This is a genomic window from Wolbachia endosymbiont (group A) of Bibio marci (assembly GCF_947251645.1).
Lineage (GTDB): Bacteria > Pseudomonadota > Alphaproteobacteria > Rickettsiales > Anaplasmataceae > Wolbachia.
The window spans coordinates 1112728-1128908 of the sequence record NZ_OX366364.1 but is presented as its reverse complement, the minus strand read 5'-3'; the positions used below and the strand labels follow the sequence as shown (position 1 = coordinate 1128908).

General features: G+C 35.4%; 16 protein-coding genes and 5 pseudogenes. 15 read left to right on the top strand and 6 right to left on the bottom strand.

Annotation, left to right across the window (positions count from 1 at the left end):
- Positions 1-53: 53 nt before the first annotated feature.
- The 4 genes and pseudogenes from OPR48_RS06000 (at position 54) to OPR48_RS05985 (ending at position 3280) form a co-directional block, all read left to right on the top strand.
- Complete coding sequence (locus OPR48_RS06000; protein ID WP_265025847.1) at positions 54-272, top strand: BolA/IbaG family iron-sulfur metabolism protein; 219 nt, start codon at positions 54-56, stop codon at positions 270-272.
- A gap of 15 nt (positions 273-287) precedes the next feature.
- Positions 288-611, top strand: a complete 324-nt coding sequence (grxD, locus tag OPR48_RS05995) for a Grx4 family monothiol glutaredoxin (RefSeq protein WP_265025846.1) — start codon at positions 288-290, stop codon at positions 609-611.
- 422 nt (positions 612-1033) lie between these two features.
- Positions 1034-1821, top strand: a pseudogene (locus tag OPR48_RS05990) (IS5 family transposase).
- 236 nt (positions 1822-2057) lie between these two features.
- Positions 2058-3280, top strand: a pseudogene (locus OPR48_RS05985) (IS256 family transposase).
- 51 nt (positions 3281-3331) lie between these two features.
- On the opposite strand, the pseudogene OPR48_RS05980 reads toward OPR48_RS05985, so the two are convergent.
- Positions 3332-3454: pseudogene (locus tag OPR48_RS05980) on the bottom strand (4-hydroxy-tetrahydrodipicolinate synthase); the annotation flags it as partial.
- Between the two features lie 498 nt (positions 3455-3952).
- Here OPR48_RS05980 and OPR48_RS05975 point away from each other — a divergent pair.
- The 5 genes from OPR48_RS05975 to folD all read left to right on the top strand — a co-directional run bounded on the left by OPR48_RS05975 (position 3953) and on the right by folD (position 8300).
- The gene (locus OPR48_RS05975; protein WP_265025845.1) at positions 3953-5131 is read left to right on the top strand and encodes an aspartate aminotransferase family protein; all 1179 of its coding nucleotides are present in this window, start codon (positions 3953-3955) and stop codon (positions 5129-5131) included.
- Between the two features lie 88 nt (positions 5132-5219).
- Positions 5220-6503, top strand: a complete 1284-nt coding sequence (locus OPR48_RS05970) for an HlyC/CorC family transporter (protein WP_265025844.1) — start codon at positions 5220-5222, stop codon at positions 6501-6503.
- Positions 6504-6516: 13 nt separating this feature from the next.
- On the top strand, positions 6517-6783 hold the full coding sequence (locus OPR48_RS05965; RefSeq protein ID WP_265025843.1) for a DUF2312 domain-containing protein: 267 nt from the start codon (positions 6517-6519) through the stop codon (positions 6781-6783).
- Positions 6776-7438 carry a UbiX family flavin prenyltransferase gene (locus tag OPR48_RS05960; protein WP_265025842.1) on the top strand — a complete coding sequence of 221 codons (663 nt, stop codon included), beginning with the start codon at positions 6776-6778 and terminating at the stop codon, positions 7436-7438. Before OPR48_RS05965 ends, OPR48_RS05960 begins: the two co-directional genes overlap by 8 nt.
- Positions 7422-8300 (top strand): bifunctional methylenetetrahydrofolate dehydrogenase/methenyltetrahydrofolate cyclohydrolase FolD, encoded by an 879-nt coding sequence (folD, locus tag OPR48_RS05955; protein ID WP_265025841.1) that lies wholly within the window; start codon positions 7422-7424, stop codon positions 8298-8300. Before OPR48_RS05960 ends, folD begins: the two co-directional genes overlap by 17 nt.
- A gap of 237 nt (positions 8301-8537) precedes the next feature.
- Here the strand turns inward: folD and OPR48_RS05950 are convergent, their stop codons facing one another.
- Both OPR48_RS05950 and OPR48_RS05945 read right to left on the bottom strand, forming a co-directional pair.
- The gene (locus tag OPR48_RS05950; RefSeq protein WP_265025840.1) at positions 8538-8849 is read right to left on the bottom strand and encodes an NUDIX domain-containing protein; all 312 of its coding nucleotides are present in this window, start codon (positions 8847-8849) and stop codon (positions 8538-8540) included.
- A 266-nt stretch (positions 8850-9115) separates the two neighbouring features.
- Entirely contained in the window at positions 9116-9487 is a 372-nt protein-coding gene (locus OPR48_RS05945) for an ankyrin repeat domain-containing protein (RefSeq protein WP_265025838.1), read from the bottom strand.
- A gap of 157 nt (positions 9488-9644) precedes the next feature.
- Between OPR48_RS05945 and OPR48_RS05940 the strand changes: the two genes are divergently transcribed.
- From OPR48_RS05940 to leuS, 6 genes are all read left to right on the top strand, one after another.
- Positions 9645-9893, top strand: coding sequence for an MFS transporter (locus OPR48_RS05940; protein WP_265025837.1), 249 nt, complete (start codon positions 9645-9647; stop codon positions 9891-9893).
- Positions 9866-10831 carry an MFS transporter gene (locus OPR48_RS05935; RefSeq protein WP_320109939.1) on the top strand — a complete coding sequence of 322 codons (966 nt, stop codon included), beginning with the start codon at positions 9866-9868 and terminating at the stop codon, positions 10829-10831. The genes OPR48_RS05940 and OPR48_RS05935 overlap by 28 nt, the downstream gene beginning before the upstream one ends.
- Positions 10832-10892: 61 nt before the next feature.
- Complete coding sequence (locus OPR48_RS05930) at positions 10893-11198, top strand: integration host factor subunit alpha (RefSeq protein WP_265025836.1); 306 nt, start codon at positions 10893-10895, stop codon at positions 11196-11198.
- The gene (locus tag OPR48_RS05925; protein WP_265025835.1) at positions 11198-11533 is read left to right on the top strand and encodes a MerR family transcriptional regulator; all 336 of its coding nucleotides are present in this window, start codon (positions 11198-11200) and stop codon (positions 11531-11533) included. The genes OPR48_RS05930 and OPR48_RS05925 overlap by 1 nt, the downstream gene beginning before the upstream one ends.
- Before the next feature lie 53 nt (positions 11534-11586).
- Positions 11587-12201 carry a murein hydrolase activator EnvC family protein gene (locus OPR48_RS05920; protein WP_265026646.1) on the top strand — a complete coding sequence of 205 codons (615 nt, stop codon included), beginning with the start codon at positions 11587-11589 and terminating at the stop codon, positions 12199-12201.
- A gap of 12 nt (positions 12202-12213) precedes the next feature.
- Positions 12214-14748: a leucine--tRNA ligase gene (leuS, locus tag OPR48_RS05915; protein WP_265025834.1), complete on the top strand. Its 2535-nt coding sequence runs from the start codon at positions 12214-12216 to the stop codon at positions 14746-14748.
- A 69-nt stretch (positions 14749-14817) separates the two neighbouring features.
- Here the strand turns inward: leuS and OPR48_RS07530 are convergent.
- The 3 genes and pseudogenes from OPR48_RS07530 to OPR48_RS05900 all read right to left on the bottom strand — a co-directional run.
- Positions 14818-14889: pseudogene (locus tag OPR48_RS07530) on the bottom strand (WPE palindromic element domain-containing protein); the annotation flags it as partial.
- Positions 14890-14934: 45 nt separating this feature from the next.
- A pseudogene (locus OPR48_RS07525) lies at positions 14935-15848 on the bottom strand (IS5 family transposase).
- Between the two features lie 56 nt (positions 15849-15904).
- Entirely contained in the window at positions 15905-16090 is a 186-nt protein-coding gene (locus OPR48_RS05900) for a hypothetical protein (protein ID WP_265025831.1), read from the bottom strand.
- Positions 16091-16181 lie beyond the last annotated feature (91 nt).

Here is a 16181-nt window from a genome sequence, read left to right as displayed (position 1 = left end):
GTGCTCAATCGTTTTAGATTTATAATAAAAGTATTGTAATTTAAAGTAAATCAATGGTTATTGCAATTCATGAACTAGAAAGAATCGTCAAACAATCGTTCCCCGATGCTGATATAAAGATTCATGATCTTGCTGGAGATAATGATCATTATTATTTAAAAATAACCTCCAAGCGCTTTCTCGGAAAGACAAAAATAGAACAGCATAAAATGGTATATAAAGCACTAAAAGGTCAGTCTATACATGCCTTGCAGCTAGAAACTAATACTTAAAAATAAGGTGAATTTATGAACAATTTTGAACAAATAAAAAAAAATATAGCAGAAAATGATGTGGTATTGTATATGAAAGGCACTTCTGATTTTCCTCAATGCGGATTCTCTGGACTCGTCGTGTCAATCCTAAAAAAATTGAATGTGAAGTTTAAGTGTATTAACGTGTTGGAGAATGATGAAATACGTGAATCTATAAAAAAGTTTTCTGATTGGCCAACAATTCCACAATTATATATAAAGGAAGAGTTTATCGGTGGTTGCGACATCACTCGCGAGATGTACGAAAAAGGCGAACTGCAAAGTTTATTGAAGGAAAAAAAAATTATTGCGGAATAAGTACCAAGAAACCAGTGCCCAGACGCTGGAATTGGTATAACGTAGTATAGCTATGAAAAAGGATCTTGTATCTTGAAAAAAGCATCTAGTGTTTTTAAGCTTAAGCATTAGGTGGAGCAGTTGTGTTAAAAGTCAATAGAAAAATTGATGTAGCTGTGAATAAGTACTTAAAATTTGTGTGGGTGTACTTATTCACAGCTACGCTATTATTATATAGAAGCAGTCTTAGGACTATATTCCTCAGTAAACAGTCTACCGTCTCTTACTAAAGAGTTAGTGATCTTACCCAGAAAAAGTGGAGAGAAAGTTAAGACAATTTTGTCATGAAAATGATGAATCAAAAAGTTCAGGAATGCAATAGTTAGAGCTTATCCGCAAATGAAAAAAAGTATAGTATATGAGTTTTAAAAATGGGGTTAGAAATGAGAAAAAAGTATCCTACAGATCTTAGTGAAAGAGAGTGGTCGGCTAATAGAGAAACACTTTAGAGTATCATACAAGAAAGGAGGAAGGCCGCTAAAACATAGCAAAAGAGAAGTATTATCGGCAATTTTTTATGTACTACGTACAGGATGTCAATGGCGCTATTTACCGCACGCCATGGAAGAAAGTATATGAACAATTTAGGAGGTGGAAAAAGCAAGGAATTTTCGAAAAAATGAACTACGATATCACTAAATATAGTAGGTCAAAAATGGGAAGAAACGAGGAGCCAAGTGCTTGCATAGTAATCTGTAAAAACGACAGAAAAAGGGGGGTCAAAGGTTATGATGGGGGTAAAAAAGTAAAAGGTAGAAAAAGGTACATAATCTCAGGGTTTTATATTAGGCTGTTATGTGGGTGTTGCTAGTGAAAATGACAGAGATGGTAGCATTGGATAATATGAGGAAAAAATATACTAACGTTAAGAAAATGTGGTCTGATATGGGGTATCAAGGAAGAAATTTAAAGGAGTACATAGAAAAAGAGTACGGAATAGACATTGAAATTGTTAAAAGGCCTCCATGTAGGTTTTGGGTACACAAAGACACACCACCTGAACTACTACCAATGAGGGAACAGGGGTTTAAAGTACAGTCAAGAAGATGGGTTGTAGAAAGGACTTTTGCTTGAGGAATAGAAGGCTATCAAAGGAATATTTACAACATCCACTGAAAATTTCATATACCTGGCTATGAGTAGGGTTATGTTAAGGAGGGAATATGCTTGAGTTTACCAGTTTCCGGACAAGCTCTTAAAGGATTATCATAGCCTTTTAGAAAAAAACACAAAAAAAACGTTATTAGAAAAGGTAAAATCCGATCTAGAAGAAATACGTAATTTGAAAATAGAAACTCCAGAGAACGTTGATGGTGTTAATAAGCGTAGTTTTTGGGGAATGTTCAAAAAAGTGTGTCAAACTGAAAAAAAAGTAATAAATTGATATAAAAAAATGGAGGTTTGACAATGAGTCAGAAAGTAGTAAACAGAACTACCGGATTGGTAGATTATAAAGAATTAGAAACCTGTCGTCTATACGAGAAGGAAGGCCGCTGACAGGAAGGGACGGAGCATTAACACCATTTATAAAAAAGCTGCTGGAGGCAAGTTTGGAAGGTGAAATAGAAAATCACTTATTAGCTGAAAGTGAAGAGAATAATCGAAGAAATGGGAGAAATGGAAAGACTTTACGTACCAGTGCAGGCTCATTTGAGCTATTAACACCAAGAGATAGGGAGGGAAGTTTCGAACCACAAATATCAAAAAAAGGCAAACAAGCCTACATCCAGAGCTTGAAATAAAGATTTTGAGCACATTTGCCAGTGGTATGAGCTATAGAGATATAGCATCACATGTAGAAGAAATTTACGATCACAAAATATCGGTGGCAGAGATATCAAGTATTACTGACAAACTGCTACCGGTAATCAACGAATGGCGTAGTCGCCCGCTGCAATCTGTATATCCAATAGTGTTCATGGATGGCATGTTTTTTAAGGTTAAGGAAGACCGGCATTGCGTGAGTAAATGTATGTACAACATATTAGGAATAGACCAAAATGGCAGAAAAGAAGTCTTGGGCTTTTATTTGGCTGAAAGTGAAGGAGCTAACTTTTGGTTGGGAGTGCTAAATGACCTCAAAGAAAGAGGAGTAGAAGATATTCTGATTGCATGTGTAGATGGGCTAAAAAGCTTTCCTGCAGCTATAAACAGTGCGTTTCCTAAAGCAGAAGTACAGCTATGTATAGTGCATCAGATAATAAATTCACTAAAATATGTATCTAGCAAAGATGTGAAAGTTTTCATGAATGATTTGAAAAAAATATATCGTGCTACAAGTAAAGAAATTGCTGAAAATTACTTGCTTGAACTGGAAGAAAAATGGGGAGAAAAGTATCCTTTGGTTATAAAATTGTGGCAGAACAATTGGGAAAATTTATCTGGTTATTTCAAGTATTCTAGCCCAGTTAGGAGGGACCACAAATCCAATTGAGGGGCTGCACAGACAGATCAGAAAATTCACTAAAACCAAGGGCTCATTTACCAGCACAAATGCCTTGTATAAACAGGTATATTGTGCTATAAAAAAAGTAGAGCAAAAATGGACTATGGCTCTGCCTAATTGGGCTTTGACTATGTCTCAACTTGATATTTTCTTTCCAGATAGATTGAAAATTGAATTGAACTAAAAATGCGGTTTGACACACTTTTTTGAACATTCCCAGTTTTTGTCCTAGTCACTAATCAATTCCTCCCACCCAAGCATTCACTTGCCTTAGCATTTCAATAGAAGGCAAGTCTTCTGTGCTGAGTGGTAACCGGACAGTTTTGTGTTCTATGAGCCCAATATCATGCAAAAATGCTATTCTTAGACGTTTTTCGTCTTTACTATGCATTCCTTTTACGCCTTTTATAAACTCTAAAACTTGTTTCCAATTCCTTTCTTTTTTATAATATTCCATTCGGTAGTTTCTCCATTTTTATATCTATTAGGTTAAACTACCACTTTTTTTCTTCCCTCCCTTATTTTTTGTCCGCAGAGCCTAGAACTTCTTGAACAATAAGCTCTCTCTTAATACACAATTGTACGAACGTTGTAATATTTAAGAGTAATTTTCGCCAAGAAGGATGACCTTTACAGGATGACACAGACGCCATACTGTGCTTATTTTCGATATCTCTGGATTTCGCTAATAAGTGGCGAATCGTTGGTAAAATTAAGTCACTTTAGCTATAGAATGACAAAAAAGGTTTGCATTGGCTAAATTTTTAATTGAAGTAGCATAAGAGGTTAAAGGAAAAGCTTTGTGTTAATGGATTCATTTCAGGTATAGTATAGATAATACCACAATACTTATAAAATGGATCATGTTGTTAATGCGTATAATAGACTTGACACTCCTATAGTCAGGGGAGAAGGGGTATATCTTTTTGATAGAGGTGGTAAAAAATATTTAGATTTTGCTGCAGGTATTTCTACAACTTCTTTAGGGCATTGTCATCCATACATTACAGATAAGCTGAAAGAGCAATTGAGCTCATTATGGCACTGCTCTAACATTTTCACTATTCCCGAGCAAGAAAGGCTTGCCGAGCGTTTAACAACCCTTACTTTTGCAGATAAAGTTTTTTTCTGCTCAAGTGGGCTTGAAGCAACAGAAGCTGCAATTAAGTTTATTCGTCGTTACTTTTATTCAAAGGGGCAAGCAAAACGTAATCGTATTATTACAATTGAAGGAGGGTTTCATGGCCGCAGTATTGCTGCAATTTCTGCTGGAGGCAATGAAAAATCACGCGAAGGTTTTGCTCCGCTCCTTTCTGGTTTTGATAAAGTTCCAAGAAATGACATTAAAGCATTAGAAGAAAAAATCAATAATGAAACATCTGCTGTGTTTTTAGAGCCCATACAAAGCGAAGGTGGAGTATATCCACTAGACGTAAAATATCTTCAAAAAGTAAGGGAAATAACAAAAGCTCAAGGGATAATTTTGTGCTTTGATGAAGTGCAATGCGGATATGGACGCATCGGTTCTTTATTTTATTATCAAAATGTCGGCATTGAACCTGATATGCTAACCTGTGCAAAAGCTATGGGTAACGGTTTTCCTCTAGCTGCATGTTTAGTAAAAGATTACATAGCAGAAGCAATCACTCCAGGAACTCATGGATCAACCTATGGTGGCAATCCACTTGCCATGACTGTTGGTAATGCGGTACTCGATATAATGCTAAAAGAAGGCTTTTTTGACCATGTTAAGAGAATTAGTAAATATTTAAAAGAAAAGCTGTTGCCTTTAGCTAAAGAATTTCCTGAGATGATTTCAGAAGTTCGTGGAGAAGGGTTACTAATGGGAATAGAACTAGCAACTCCTGTAGCCGATAAAATTATTAGTCGATCTCTTGATAAAGGTTTAATAATAACTAGGGTTTTAAACAACAAAGTAGTAAGGATAACCCCACCACTTATCATTGAGGATGAGCATGTGAACGCAGCTTGTAATATGCTTTATGATTTGTTTTTTAAGATTAAAGATATATAAAATTCGGTAATATAAATTCAAGCTTGCAAATGCCTTTCATAACATGTAAAATTAACTTTGTTTTTTATCACAATAACATCGTACTTTAATGGATTGGTTATTGGTCTTAGTATCATCAGCAATTTTTATTTTGTTAATTTTATCGTTTTTGTTCTCAGGAGCAGAAATAGGCTTAACCTCAATTAGCCGTTCTCGAGTTAATAAGCTAAAGCTAGACGGTAACAAAAGAGCCAGGATAATAGACCGCTTATTAAATAAGAAAGAATTGACAATAGGAACGGTATTGCTCGGCAATACAATTATTAATATTACTTGCTCTGCTTTATTTACAGCAATATTTATCAATCTTTTTGGAAATGAGGGCATTCTCCTATCAACAATTATAATGACATTTTGTATTTTATTGTTCTGCGAAGTTCTACCAAAAACTTATGCTATTCAAAATCCTGAAAAATTTGCATCATTTTCTGCTTATTTTGTATTGTTTTTTGTAAAGATTTTTTCTCCATTGACGCTAGGTATTCAATTTATTGTTAACCTCATCCTGAAATTATGTGGGCTGCATAAAGATAAGGAAGTGATATCTGCAGCGGATGCAATGCGTAATATGATTACTCTTCACCGCAGTGAAGGAACTATGTTACAACAGGATTTAGATATGCTAAGCAGCATACTTGATTTAGCTGAAACAGAGATATCACAAATCATGACTCACAGGAAAAATTTGTTCTCTCTTGATATAAATCAAAATAAAGAAGAGCTGATAAGGAAGATTTTAACCAGCAGTCACAGTAGAATTCCTTTGTGGCAAGAAGAATCAGAAAAAATTGTAGGTGTAATTCACGTGAAAGGTCTAATAAATGCCTTGCGTGAAAAGAATAATAAAGCGGAAGAAGTTGACATTACCCAAGTTATGTCAAAGCCTTGGTTCATACCAGAAAGTACACCGCTCAGCGTGCAACTTCACAACTTCCGTAAGAACAGGAAACACCTTGCATTTGTTATTGATGAGTATGGAGCACTGCAGGGAATTGTAACTCTTGAGGATATACTGGAAGAAATAGTTGGAGAAATTTCGGATGAGCATGACCTGATTACGGAGAATTTCATAAAGAAAATATCTGATAATATGTATCACATAGAAGGAAAATCTACTATTAGGGACATTAACAGGCAGTTACACTGGAATCTCCCTGATGAAGAAGCTACAACTCTAGCAGGTATGATTGTGAATGAAATAGAGCGCATTCCTGACGAAGGCGAGGAGTTTTCCATGTATGGTTTTCGCTTTAAGATTTTAAAAAAAGATAAAAATATTATTACTGTTGTTGAAGTGCAAGTAAAAACTGGTAATACTAGTAGCAGCAATTAATTGGTGGAGTTTCATGGAAGATACAGTAAAAATAACGGCTGAAGAGTTGAAGGGTTACATAGAGAGAATCGAAAAACTTGAACAAGAAAAGAGGGATGTGCAAGATCACATTCGTGATGTATATGCAAAAGCCGCAGATGAAGGTTGGGATACAAAAATGATGAAACAAATTATTAGACTGAGGAAGATGGATGATGATGACAGAGAGGAACAGGAAATATTGCTTGATACCTATAAACGTGCATTGGGAATGAGCTACGAAGAAGAGTTAAGTGAATAGCAGAATTGTAATTGGAATAAGTGGAGCATCTGGTTCTATTTACGGTGTACGTATTTTAGAGGCGTTAAGAAATATTAATAGATCTCTTATCCGAGTAGCTGACACTGGGATCCAGAAAAAGTGTATAGATTCCAATGTCAGCTACTCAAATGGCACCAAACCTGGCTATGAAACTCATTTAGTGATAAGCCGTGCTGGGAAAATAACTCTAGCTCATGAGATTAAAGAAAAACTTGAAGATATTACATCACTTGCAGATTTTTACTATTCTGAAGAAAAAATAGGAGAAAAAATAGCAAGCGGCTCATTTAAAACTTCAGGAATGATTGTAGCACCATGCTCTATGAAGACAATGTCTGAAATCGCATCAGGTGTTACTTCCAATCTATTGACAAGAGCTGCAGATGTAACACTAAAAGAAAGAAGAAAGTTAGTTCTTATGGTGCGAGAGTCACCACTGCATCTTGGGCATTTACAAAATATGTTAAAATTAACGGAGATGGGAGCGATTATTGCTCCACCAGTGCCTGCTTTTTATATTAAACCGAAATCGTTGGATGATATTATTAATCATTCTGTTGGCAAAGTATTGGATTTATTTGATATCAAATTACCTGACTTTAAGGAGTGGCAAGGAAGTGACAATTATTATTGATGGTAAAAAAATAGCGAACGACCTGTGTGAGAGGCTATCACAAAAGATTTATGCCCTAAAGAGGGAGTATAATATTTTTCCTTGCCTAAAAGTAATTCTCGTTGGTAGCAATCCAGCAAGTCAGGTTTATGTTCGCAACAAACAGAAAAAAGCAGAATCAATAGGCATAAGTTCTGAAACAATTCTTTTATCTTGTGAGACATCAGAAGATGAGTTAATTGGAAAAATTAATGAATTAAATGAAGATCCATCTGTGCATGGCATTTTAGTACAGTTGCCTTTACCAAATCATATTAGTGCAAGCAGAGTAATTAACGCAGTAAGTATTGAAAAAGATGTAGATGGCTTCCATGATGAAAACGTTGGCAAATTAGTTAAAGGTGAAAAAAACTGCCTTATACCTTGCACTCCTAAAGGTTCTTTGCATTTAATTAAATCAATTGAAGAGAACCTTTCCGGTAAAAACGCAGTGGTAATTGGTAGGTCAAATATCGTGGGTAAACCAATGTTTCACCTGCTATTGCAAGAAAACTGCACTGTTACCATCTTGCATTCACAAAGCAAGGATTTAGCTGAATATTGCTCTAAAGCGGATATAGTAGTTGCAGCAGTCGGAAAGCCAAATTTTGTTCAAGCAGACTGGATAAAGAAAGGTGCAATAGTGATAGATGTTGGCATAAATAGCGTTAACGTAGGAGAGCTTGTAGGTGATGTTGACTTTGAGGGAATAAAAGGGAAAGCCAAAGCTATTACTCCAGTACCCGGGGGCGTTGGCCCAATGACCATTGCATTTCTAATGATGAACACTGCCATTGCTGCTTGCTTACAGAAGGGAGTTGATGCTTCTAATTTTATTAATTGAGGTATGAAGAGGAAAGCTGTATGAAGATAGACATCTCACAATTAATAAAAAATTGAGATTTTTGAAATTCCTCAGTAGTCAAATTTATTAAATATTTAGGATCATCATCTATTCTTTTTTCTCTACAAGCAGTTAGTGGAATCGCAAAGTTTCTAGGCACAAAAAGCTTTGAACCTAATATATGAGCTAAACTTGATTTTTCAACCGTGGATACACCTGCAATAAAAATAATAGTCTTCATTTTATGAATTTACTTGCTATATGAACCATCGGAGAAATTTTTTTATAGTTTATAGTATCTATATTTTGCCATATACAACCATCAGAATCTTTTCCATCAGATTCTCGCTTTATTTCTCCTATGATTTCAATTTTGTATAAAACTGCTATATGTTTTAGACATTTATTTACATTGTCTTCATTATAATGATATAGGCTAGTAACTGTTCGGATTTGGTCGTATTGTTTCACTAAACAACCTGTTTCTTCTCTAATTTCTCTTACAAGCGCCTCTTCAAGCGTTTCAGCAATTTCTACCTGGTAAATCAAACAACCCTTTATAAGGACCTCGACTTTTTTTCACCAAAACTATACTTTTAGGTTTTAAAATTAAACCATATACGCCTAAGTGAGAGTGATAAATAATATTATCTTTCATTAAACCAAAAACATTAGAGTTAATATAATAATTTAAAAAATTAATTATACAAAATAATGTATTATAAATACAATTACTCAATATAAAAATTCCACTTAACAAATTTATAAATTTGCAAGGAACTAAAAGTGAACATTAATAAAGCTATTTAACTGTATCAGTTTAGAATGATTTTAGAGGTTGTCCGAAAACTAGTAAATTCAAGAATATCATTGGGATTAGCCCCCTTATCCAACAAGCATCGAACTATTGGTACACAAACGTTATTTTTTCTGCATAGAATGGCAATGTGCAGTAGCGTTGTTTCTCTAATTGGACTACAATCAGTTAGCCTGAACCTAAAATTTATATCAAATCCGCTTCTTTCCCATTCTTCATATACTGCCTTAAGTTCTTCTTGCAACTGCAACCTATGCTTTACTTCATCAATAAATTTAGTTGGGTCGCCCTGACCGGAGTCAATACTATCACTTACTTTTGCAAGCATATTATTGAATTTTCCAAGCTGAAACATATCTTGTGGTGGCATACTACTAACCTCTAGAATAAAACCCTTTAAGTATACAGTAAAGCTAAAGGAAATCAAAGGTTCTTGCTTTCAACACTTATGTCTATCATCAGGACCTATAGCTTCGAAAAAGGTTTAGTGTTAAATTATTAGAAAATTACTTATAAAAATAAATCTTATGGAAAGTAGAACTAAGGCTTGGTTCATTTGGCTGATTAGTAACTTGGTTGTTATATTCAGCAACATGCAGATAATCTACACCTTTATAAGTGTGCATCTTGAAAAAGAACTTGGGCTCACAATCACGCAAGTTGCACTGGCTAATTCAGCATATACTTGGACTTTTGCCATCTTACAATTTTTTAGTGGGGCAATGTTTAATGTTTTTTCCAGTAAAAAATTTATTCTTTCTCATTATCAACTATAATCCTCGGGTTTCTTGTCCTTGTTAACGGTAACAATTTTTCCCATTTAATTTTATCTCAAGTGTTTATTGCAACTGGAGCATCATTTGGTTTTATTGGTGCTGCTCATACAAGTAGCATATGTTTTCCTGTTGCCCAATTTGGATTGATGTTTTCACTAGTGCAAACGATTTCAAGTCTTTCTGCGCTGATAATTCAAATATTGTTCTCTAGCTTGCTTGCTGAAGGTGCAGATTGGAAGAATCTGATTGTATGCATAATACTGTTTGGTGTGTTGATATTTGTACTTACGCTTTTTTATCCAAACACACTTCCAGAAAGCAGCTCAGAAAAGTGCACAATAAAAAGCTCTATAAGAACAGTAATGTGCTCTGTACTAACGGTGCTAAAATTAAGAGATATCTGGATAACTTCAGTGGTGGGTGCTATTACTTTTGGAACATTTTTAGCACTTAATACCTTGTGGGCTCCAAGGTTACTGAGCAACTCAGAACTCAATGCAATGGAGTCAGGTATAGCAACCGCAATACTATGGCTTGGTCTTGCAGTTGGTGCTCCAATTGCAGATCGAATCTCAAACTTATTTAAAAATAGGAAACATGTAATTTCTGCTTTTGCTTTATTGCAAGGCGTCTCAATTATTATTTTACTATGCAGCCATTTAACAGTCCACGTTGTGTACTTTTGTATGTTAATGTTCGGGTTTTTTGCGGGAGGACATATGCTTAATTTTACTGTCGGCAGCGAGATTGTGAAACGAAAATACATTAGCACATCATCATCCATTATCAATGGATTTATGTTTATTGGCAGTGGAGTTATAGTGTCAATGTTAGCACTTTTTACAGATTATCAAATGGCGCTTTTTGCAATATTCGTAACGTTGGCAACTGCCAGTATTTTAAATTATGCTACAAAAGAGACATACCCTAAAAAATAAAGTAGCTGAACCTTAAGTCAGTTGCTATATTGTGTTTACATATTGCAATACTTACTCAATTATGGATCACGTTACAACAAAAGACACAACAGTAACTAAGGCAATGATAGCTGAAAATATAAACCAAGAAATAGGATTATCAAAGGAAGACTCTGCTTCGATAATAGACGATATATTGGACGAAATGAAGACGAGCTTGGCAAAGGATGGAATAGTGAAAATATCGTCATTTGGAACATTCTTGGTCAAAAAAAAGAAGGAAAGACCAGGAAATATACCAAATACATCAGAGAAAGTGATGATTCAAGCAAGAAACTCAGTTTCTTTTAGGCCTTCAAAAACTATAAAAAAATCAATAAATAATTAATGAATAAGGAAAAATTATTTTATACGATTAGGGAAGTAGCTGAAGAGCTACATTTGGAACAGCATATTTTGAGATTTTGGGAAGGTCAATTTCATCAAATTAAGCCTACAAAGCGTAAAGGAAGAAGGCTATATGATCGTAAGTGTATAGAGGCCATAAAGAAAGTAAAGTACATGCTATATGATAAAGGATATACAATAAAAGGAGTGCGAAAGGAATTTGGTAATGATATAAAAGTCAATCGTGATCCAAAGAATTTGTTGCAAGAACTTACCGATTTGAGGGACTATTTAACTAGTAAAATAAATAACGAAGAAAGTAACGAACAGGCGTGAAACACTACGTCTCGCTAGAATTTTGGAGTTTTGTGAGAGTTGATATATCTAAAATGTGGCATATAGCCTCATTTCTTATGTTATTAGCAATATTAATAGGCTGTGGCCTGCAAAAACCTGCACCTGTGCTGCTTAAAGGCGAAGGATTTTACGGAAAAAGAGAGCTGGAATATACAAGAGAGTACCATTTAACTAGGGAGCCTTCAGTGCAAAAAGAAAGTAGAAAAGCCATCATAAACAGGATATACAAAGATAACAATAATGCACAAAACGTGGAAATTAATGGGGTAAATTGTAAATTTGTAATGCCAGTTAAAGGTACAGTTATTTCAGCTACTTCTTCTGATGAAATGTGTAAGGATGGCATAAAAATTGCTGCTCAAAATGGAACGAACGTAGTTGCCTCTGCACCTGGCAAAGTGGTATATGTAGGCAAAGGGCTGAGATGGTATGGGAATTTAATTATAGTGGAACACAAAGATAATTACATGACTGTGTACTCCTATTTAAAAAACATACATGTTGAAATTGGCGATAAAGTAAAGCAAGGTCAAGTAATTGGATCTGCAGGTAAATCAAGCACACAAGATAAAGATCCACAGATGTGTTTCACAATACGGCATAATGGCCAAGCGGTTGATCCTTTGATGCATGTGAACTGTAATTGAATTTGGATTTATATGAAATATGATTTTAAAAGTGTTGAAAAATTTTATCAAGATAAATGGGATTTTTCTGTAAGCAAGAATAGTAAACAAAAAAAGTGTTACGTGTTGGAAATGTTTCCATATCCATCTGGTAAAATTCATATGGGACACTTACGTAACTATGCAATAGGGGATGTGATAGCACGTTACAAGAGAGCTAATGGATTTGAGGTTTTGCATCCAATTGGCTGGGATGCGTTTGGATTACCAGCTGAAAATGCAGCAAGGGACAACAATATTAGCCCTGAAACATGGACAAAAGAGAATATAGATAATATGCGTACACAGTTGAAATCTATAGGTCTTTCTTATAATTGGGAGCGTGAACTCTCCACATGTGAGCCTGATTATTACAAACACGAACAAAAATTTTTCCTGGATTTTTTAAAGCATGGGCTTGCCTATCGAAAAGAGTCATGGGTTAACTGGGATCCAGTGGACCAAACAGTGCTTGCAAATGAACAGGTGGTTGATGGAAAAGGATGGCGATCAGGTGCAGTTGTTGAAAAACGTAAGTTGTCCCAATGGTTTTTAAAGATTACTGATTTCGCTGAAGATTTACTCAAGTGCCTGCAAAGTTTGAAAAATTGGCCAGAAAAAGTCAAAACAATGCAGGAGCGTTGGATAGGAAAATCTGAAGGAGCAACTATAGAGTTTGAAATCGTTGGCCTGAATAAGAAATTAAAAGTTTTTACGACTTATCCTCATACTTTGTTTGGGGCTTCTTTTTGTGCAGTGGCAGCAGAGCACCCTATTGTGCAGGATATCAGGCTTGCTGTCATCCCAGTGCGTGACACTGGGATCCAGGAAAAAGATGAGATTCCAGCGTCACGCGCTGGAATGACAATTGATGAAAAAATTGGAGTTTACACCGGATTAAACGTAAAACATCCATTTCTTGATAAGGAATTGCCACTTTACATAGCGAATTTTGTGTTGATGGAATATGGAGAAGGCGCGATTTTTGGTTGCCCTGCACACGATCAGCGTGATTTTGAATTTGCGCAGAGGTACAATTTGCCGATTATTCCCGTTATTTCTTCAGCCCACTTAGGTGTCATTCCAGCGCGTGACGCTGGAATTCAGAATTCTTACAATGGATCCCAGTGTCGAAGCACTGGGATGACAAAGGAGGCGTATACTGGCGATGGGGTAATGTTCAATTCTGAATTCTTAAACGGATTAACGGTAAGTAGAGCAAAGGAAGTAATCATTAAAAAGCTCAAAGAAAAAGGGATAGGTGAGAAAACAACAAACTATCGTTTGCACGATTGGGGAGTTTCAAGACAGCGTTATTGGGGATGCCCTATACCTATCATATATTGCAAAGACTGTGGTACTGTTCCAGTACCAGAAAAAGACCTTCCTGTAGTTCTACCAACAGATGTGGAATTTGCAAGTGGTGGTAATCCGCTTGATAAACACCCAACTTGGAAATTTGTTGACTGCCCAAAATGCGGAAAGCAAGCAGAGCGTGAAACTGATACATTCGACACCTTTTTTGAGTCTTCCTGGTATTTTGCTGCATTCTGTAGTGAAGATAAATCAATAGACAAAGATGCATGTAATCGTTTTATGCCTGTTGATTATTATATAGGTGGAATAGAACATGCAATTTTGCATTTGCTTTATTCAAGATTTTTCTGCCGTGCTTTAACCAAATGTGGCTATTTTGCTATTAAAGAGCCTTTCTCTACTTTAATCACTCAAGGAATGGTCTGCCATATAACTTACAAAGACGAGAATGGCAAATGGCTGTTTCCCGAAGAAGCAAAAGAGTTGATTGCACAAGGAGCTAAGGTTCAAGTTGGAAAAGTCGAGAAAATGAGCAAATCGAAAAAGAACACAATTGACCCAAACTTTATCATAGGAAAGTATGGTGCTGATACTGCTCGCTTGTTTGTGTTATCCGACACTTCTCCAGAAAAAGATATGGAATGGTCCGATGATGGCGTGGAAGGCTGTTCTCGCTATATAAACAAATTGTGGCGTATGGTAATGCAGCTGAGACCTGTAAATATACACTATGATAATGAAAGTGTTACGGGTGGACTTCTAGAGTACAGAAAAAAAATTCATAAACTCTTACACGGACTTACAGATGACTTGGAAAACTGCAGATTAAACTGTGTAGTGGCAAAATTTCGCGAAATGACGAATTTAATAGCTGAAATAGACGTAGAAGCTGGAAAATCTCTTATTGATGAAGGTATATGCATACTAATCAGAGTAATCGAACCATTTATACCACATCTAGCTGAAAGCCTATGGCAAGAAATAGGAGGTCAACCTTGGCCAAAAGCTGATGAATCATTATTAGTTGACGATACGGTAACTATAGCAGTGCAAATCAATGGAAAATTACGTACAACAATAAAGGTGGCAATTAACTTACCTCAAGAAGAATTGAAGAAAATAGCGATAGACTCTGTGTCCAGTAAGATCGATCAAAGCAAAGTTCGCACTGTATATGCTGTACCAAATAAGATAGTAAATATAGTTATATAAAAAATCCGAGTGTATCTGTTCAGGGGCATCGCAAATATTGAAGCAAAAGTGGTCAGTGCTTGACACACAGCTGTACGAACATTGCAATTTGCAGGTAATTTGCGTAGTAAGTGGTGTCATGAAAGTAGCTGACACTGGAATGGCTTTGTTGCATAGCAACGTAAGTTTTTTCCAGAGTAAATAATTTTATGCGACTATTTCAAATTTAGGCATACCAATTGCAGTAAATTTGTTCATTAAGTAGCATTTAATAAGTAGTTCCTTCTCTCTATTTGTCTCAGATTTATTCTTAAAACTAAACCCAAATATTCGCTTCAACCTTGAGAAAAATTCTTCAATATACGATCTTTTTCCGTAATTTACTTCTTCTTTCCATCTTTTATACCATTTTCATCATATAATTTCATTAACTGAATAGCGGCATTTCTATCAAGCATATAATCCAATTTTGGATGCTCTGCTGCGTTGTTTTTCGGAGGAATTTTCGTTTTTATGCCATATTGATTACACAGCTTATAGAGCTTTTTTCTATCATATGCCCTATCTGCATATAGTGCTTTTATAGCATATTTAACATCAAATTTCCCCAATGCTCCATAGTGATCAGAGTAAACGCCATTACTGTATTTTGTAGCTATGACTTGTTTGCTCAACATTATGTGCAATTGTTCTTACTTGTTTATAGCCGCGGTACTCTCTATCTTTGCTATTTTCTTTGCTGTGTGTTGTTGTATATACTAATTCCTGTACTGTCTATAGCAATTTCGATATCTTCCATGTTATTTTTATCAACTCTGCAATCATTGATCTTAATATCAAGTTTCTTTTGATGCTTGTGAATAGCTGATAACCTGCAAAATTTTTCCTATTTATTCAATGTATCCCTCTAAAAATCCCACTCAAACCTATTCTGAATAGATGGGTTATTATATGTATCAAAATCACCACTTTATTGCTGTAAATATTGTTGCCACCCTGCATTTTGGCCCAATTTCATACCAATTTTCGATAGCTTTATCGATGTAACGAAAAATATTTCCCCTTTTTTCAAGGAATTTGTTATATTCGTTTTGGTTACTGATTTTCATTTTCTGTGGCATATTTTTCCTTAAATAGCTGTTTTATAATGAATTCTGTCAGTAACTGCAAGATTTTTTCAGTTGCTATGCAACAAAGCCCACTGGGATCCAGGAAACTTAATTGCAAGTAATGCATTGGGTTTGGTGAGTATGGGTTTTGCGTTATAGAATGAAGCACTTTTGGTGAATTTGTAAAGAAAACTGGATTCCAGCATCAAGTGCTGGAATGACATCATAGGGGCACTGGGATGGCTTTGTTGCATCGCTATTTATGAAAGGCTAACTATAGTTAGGATTATAAGCAACCTATAGAAAATCTTGTTTTTTTGCAATCAATCTGATCAAATTTAAGAA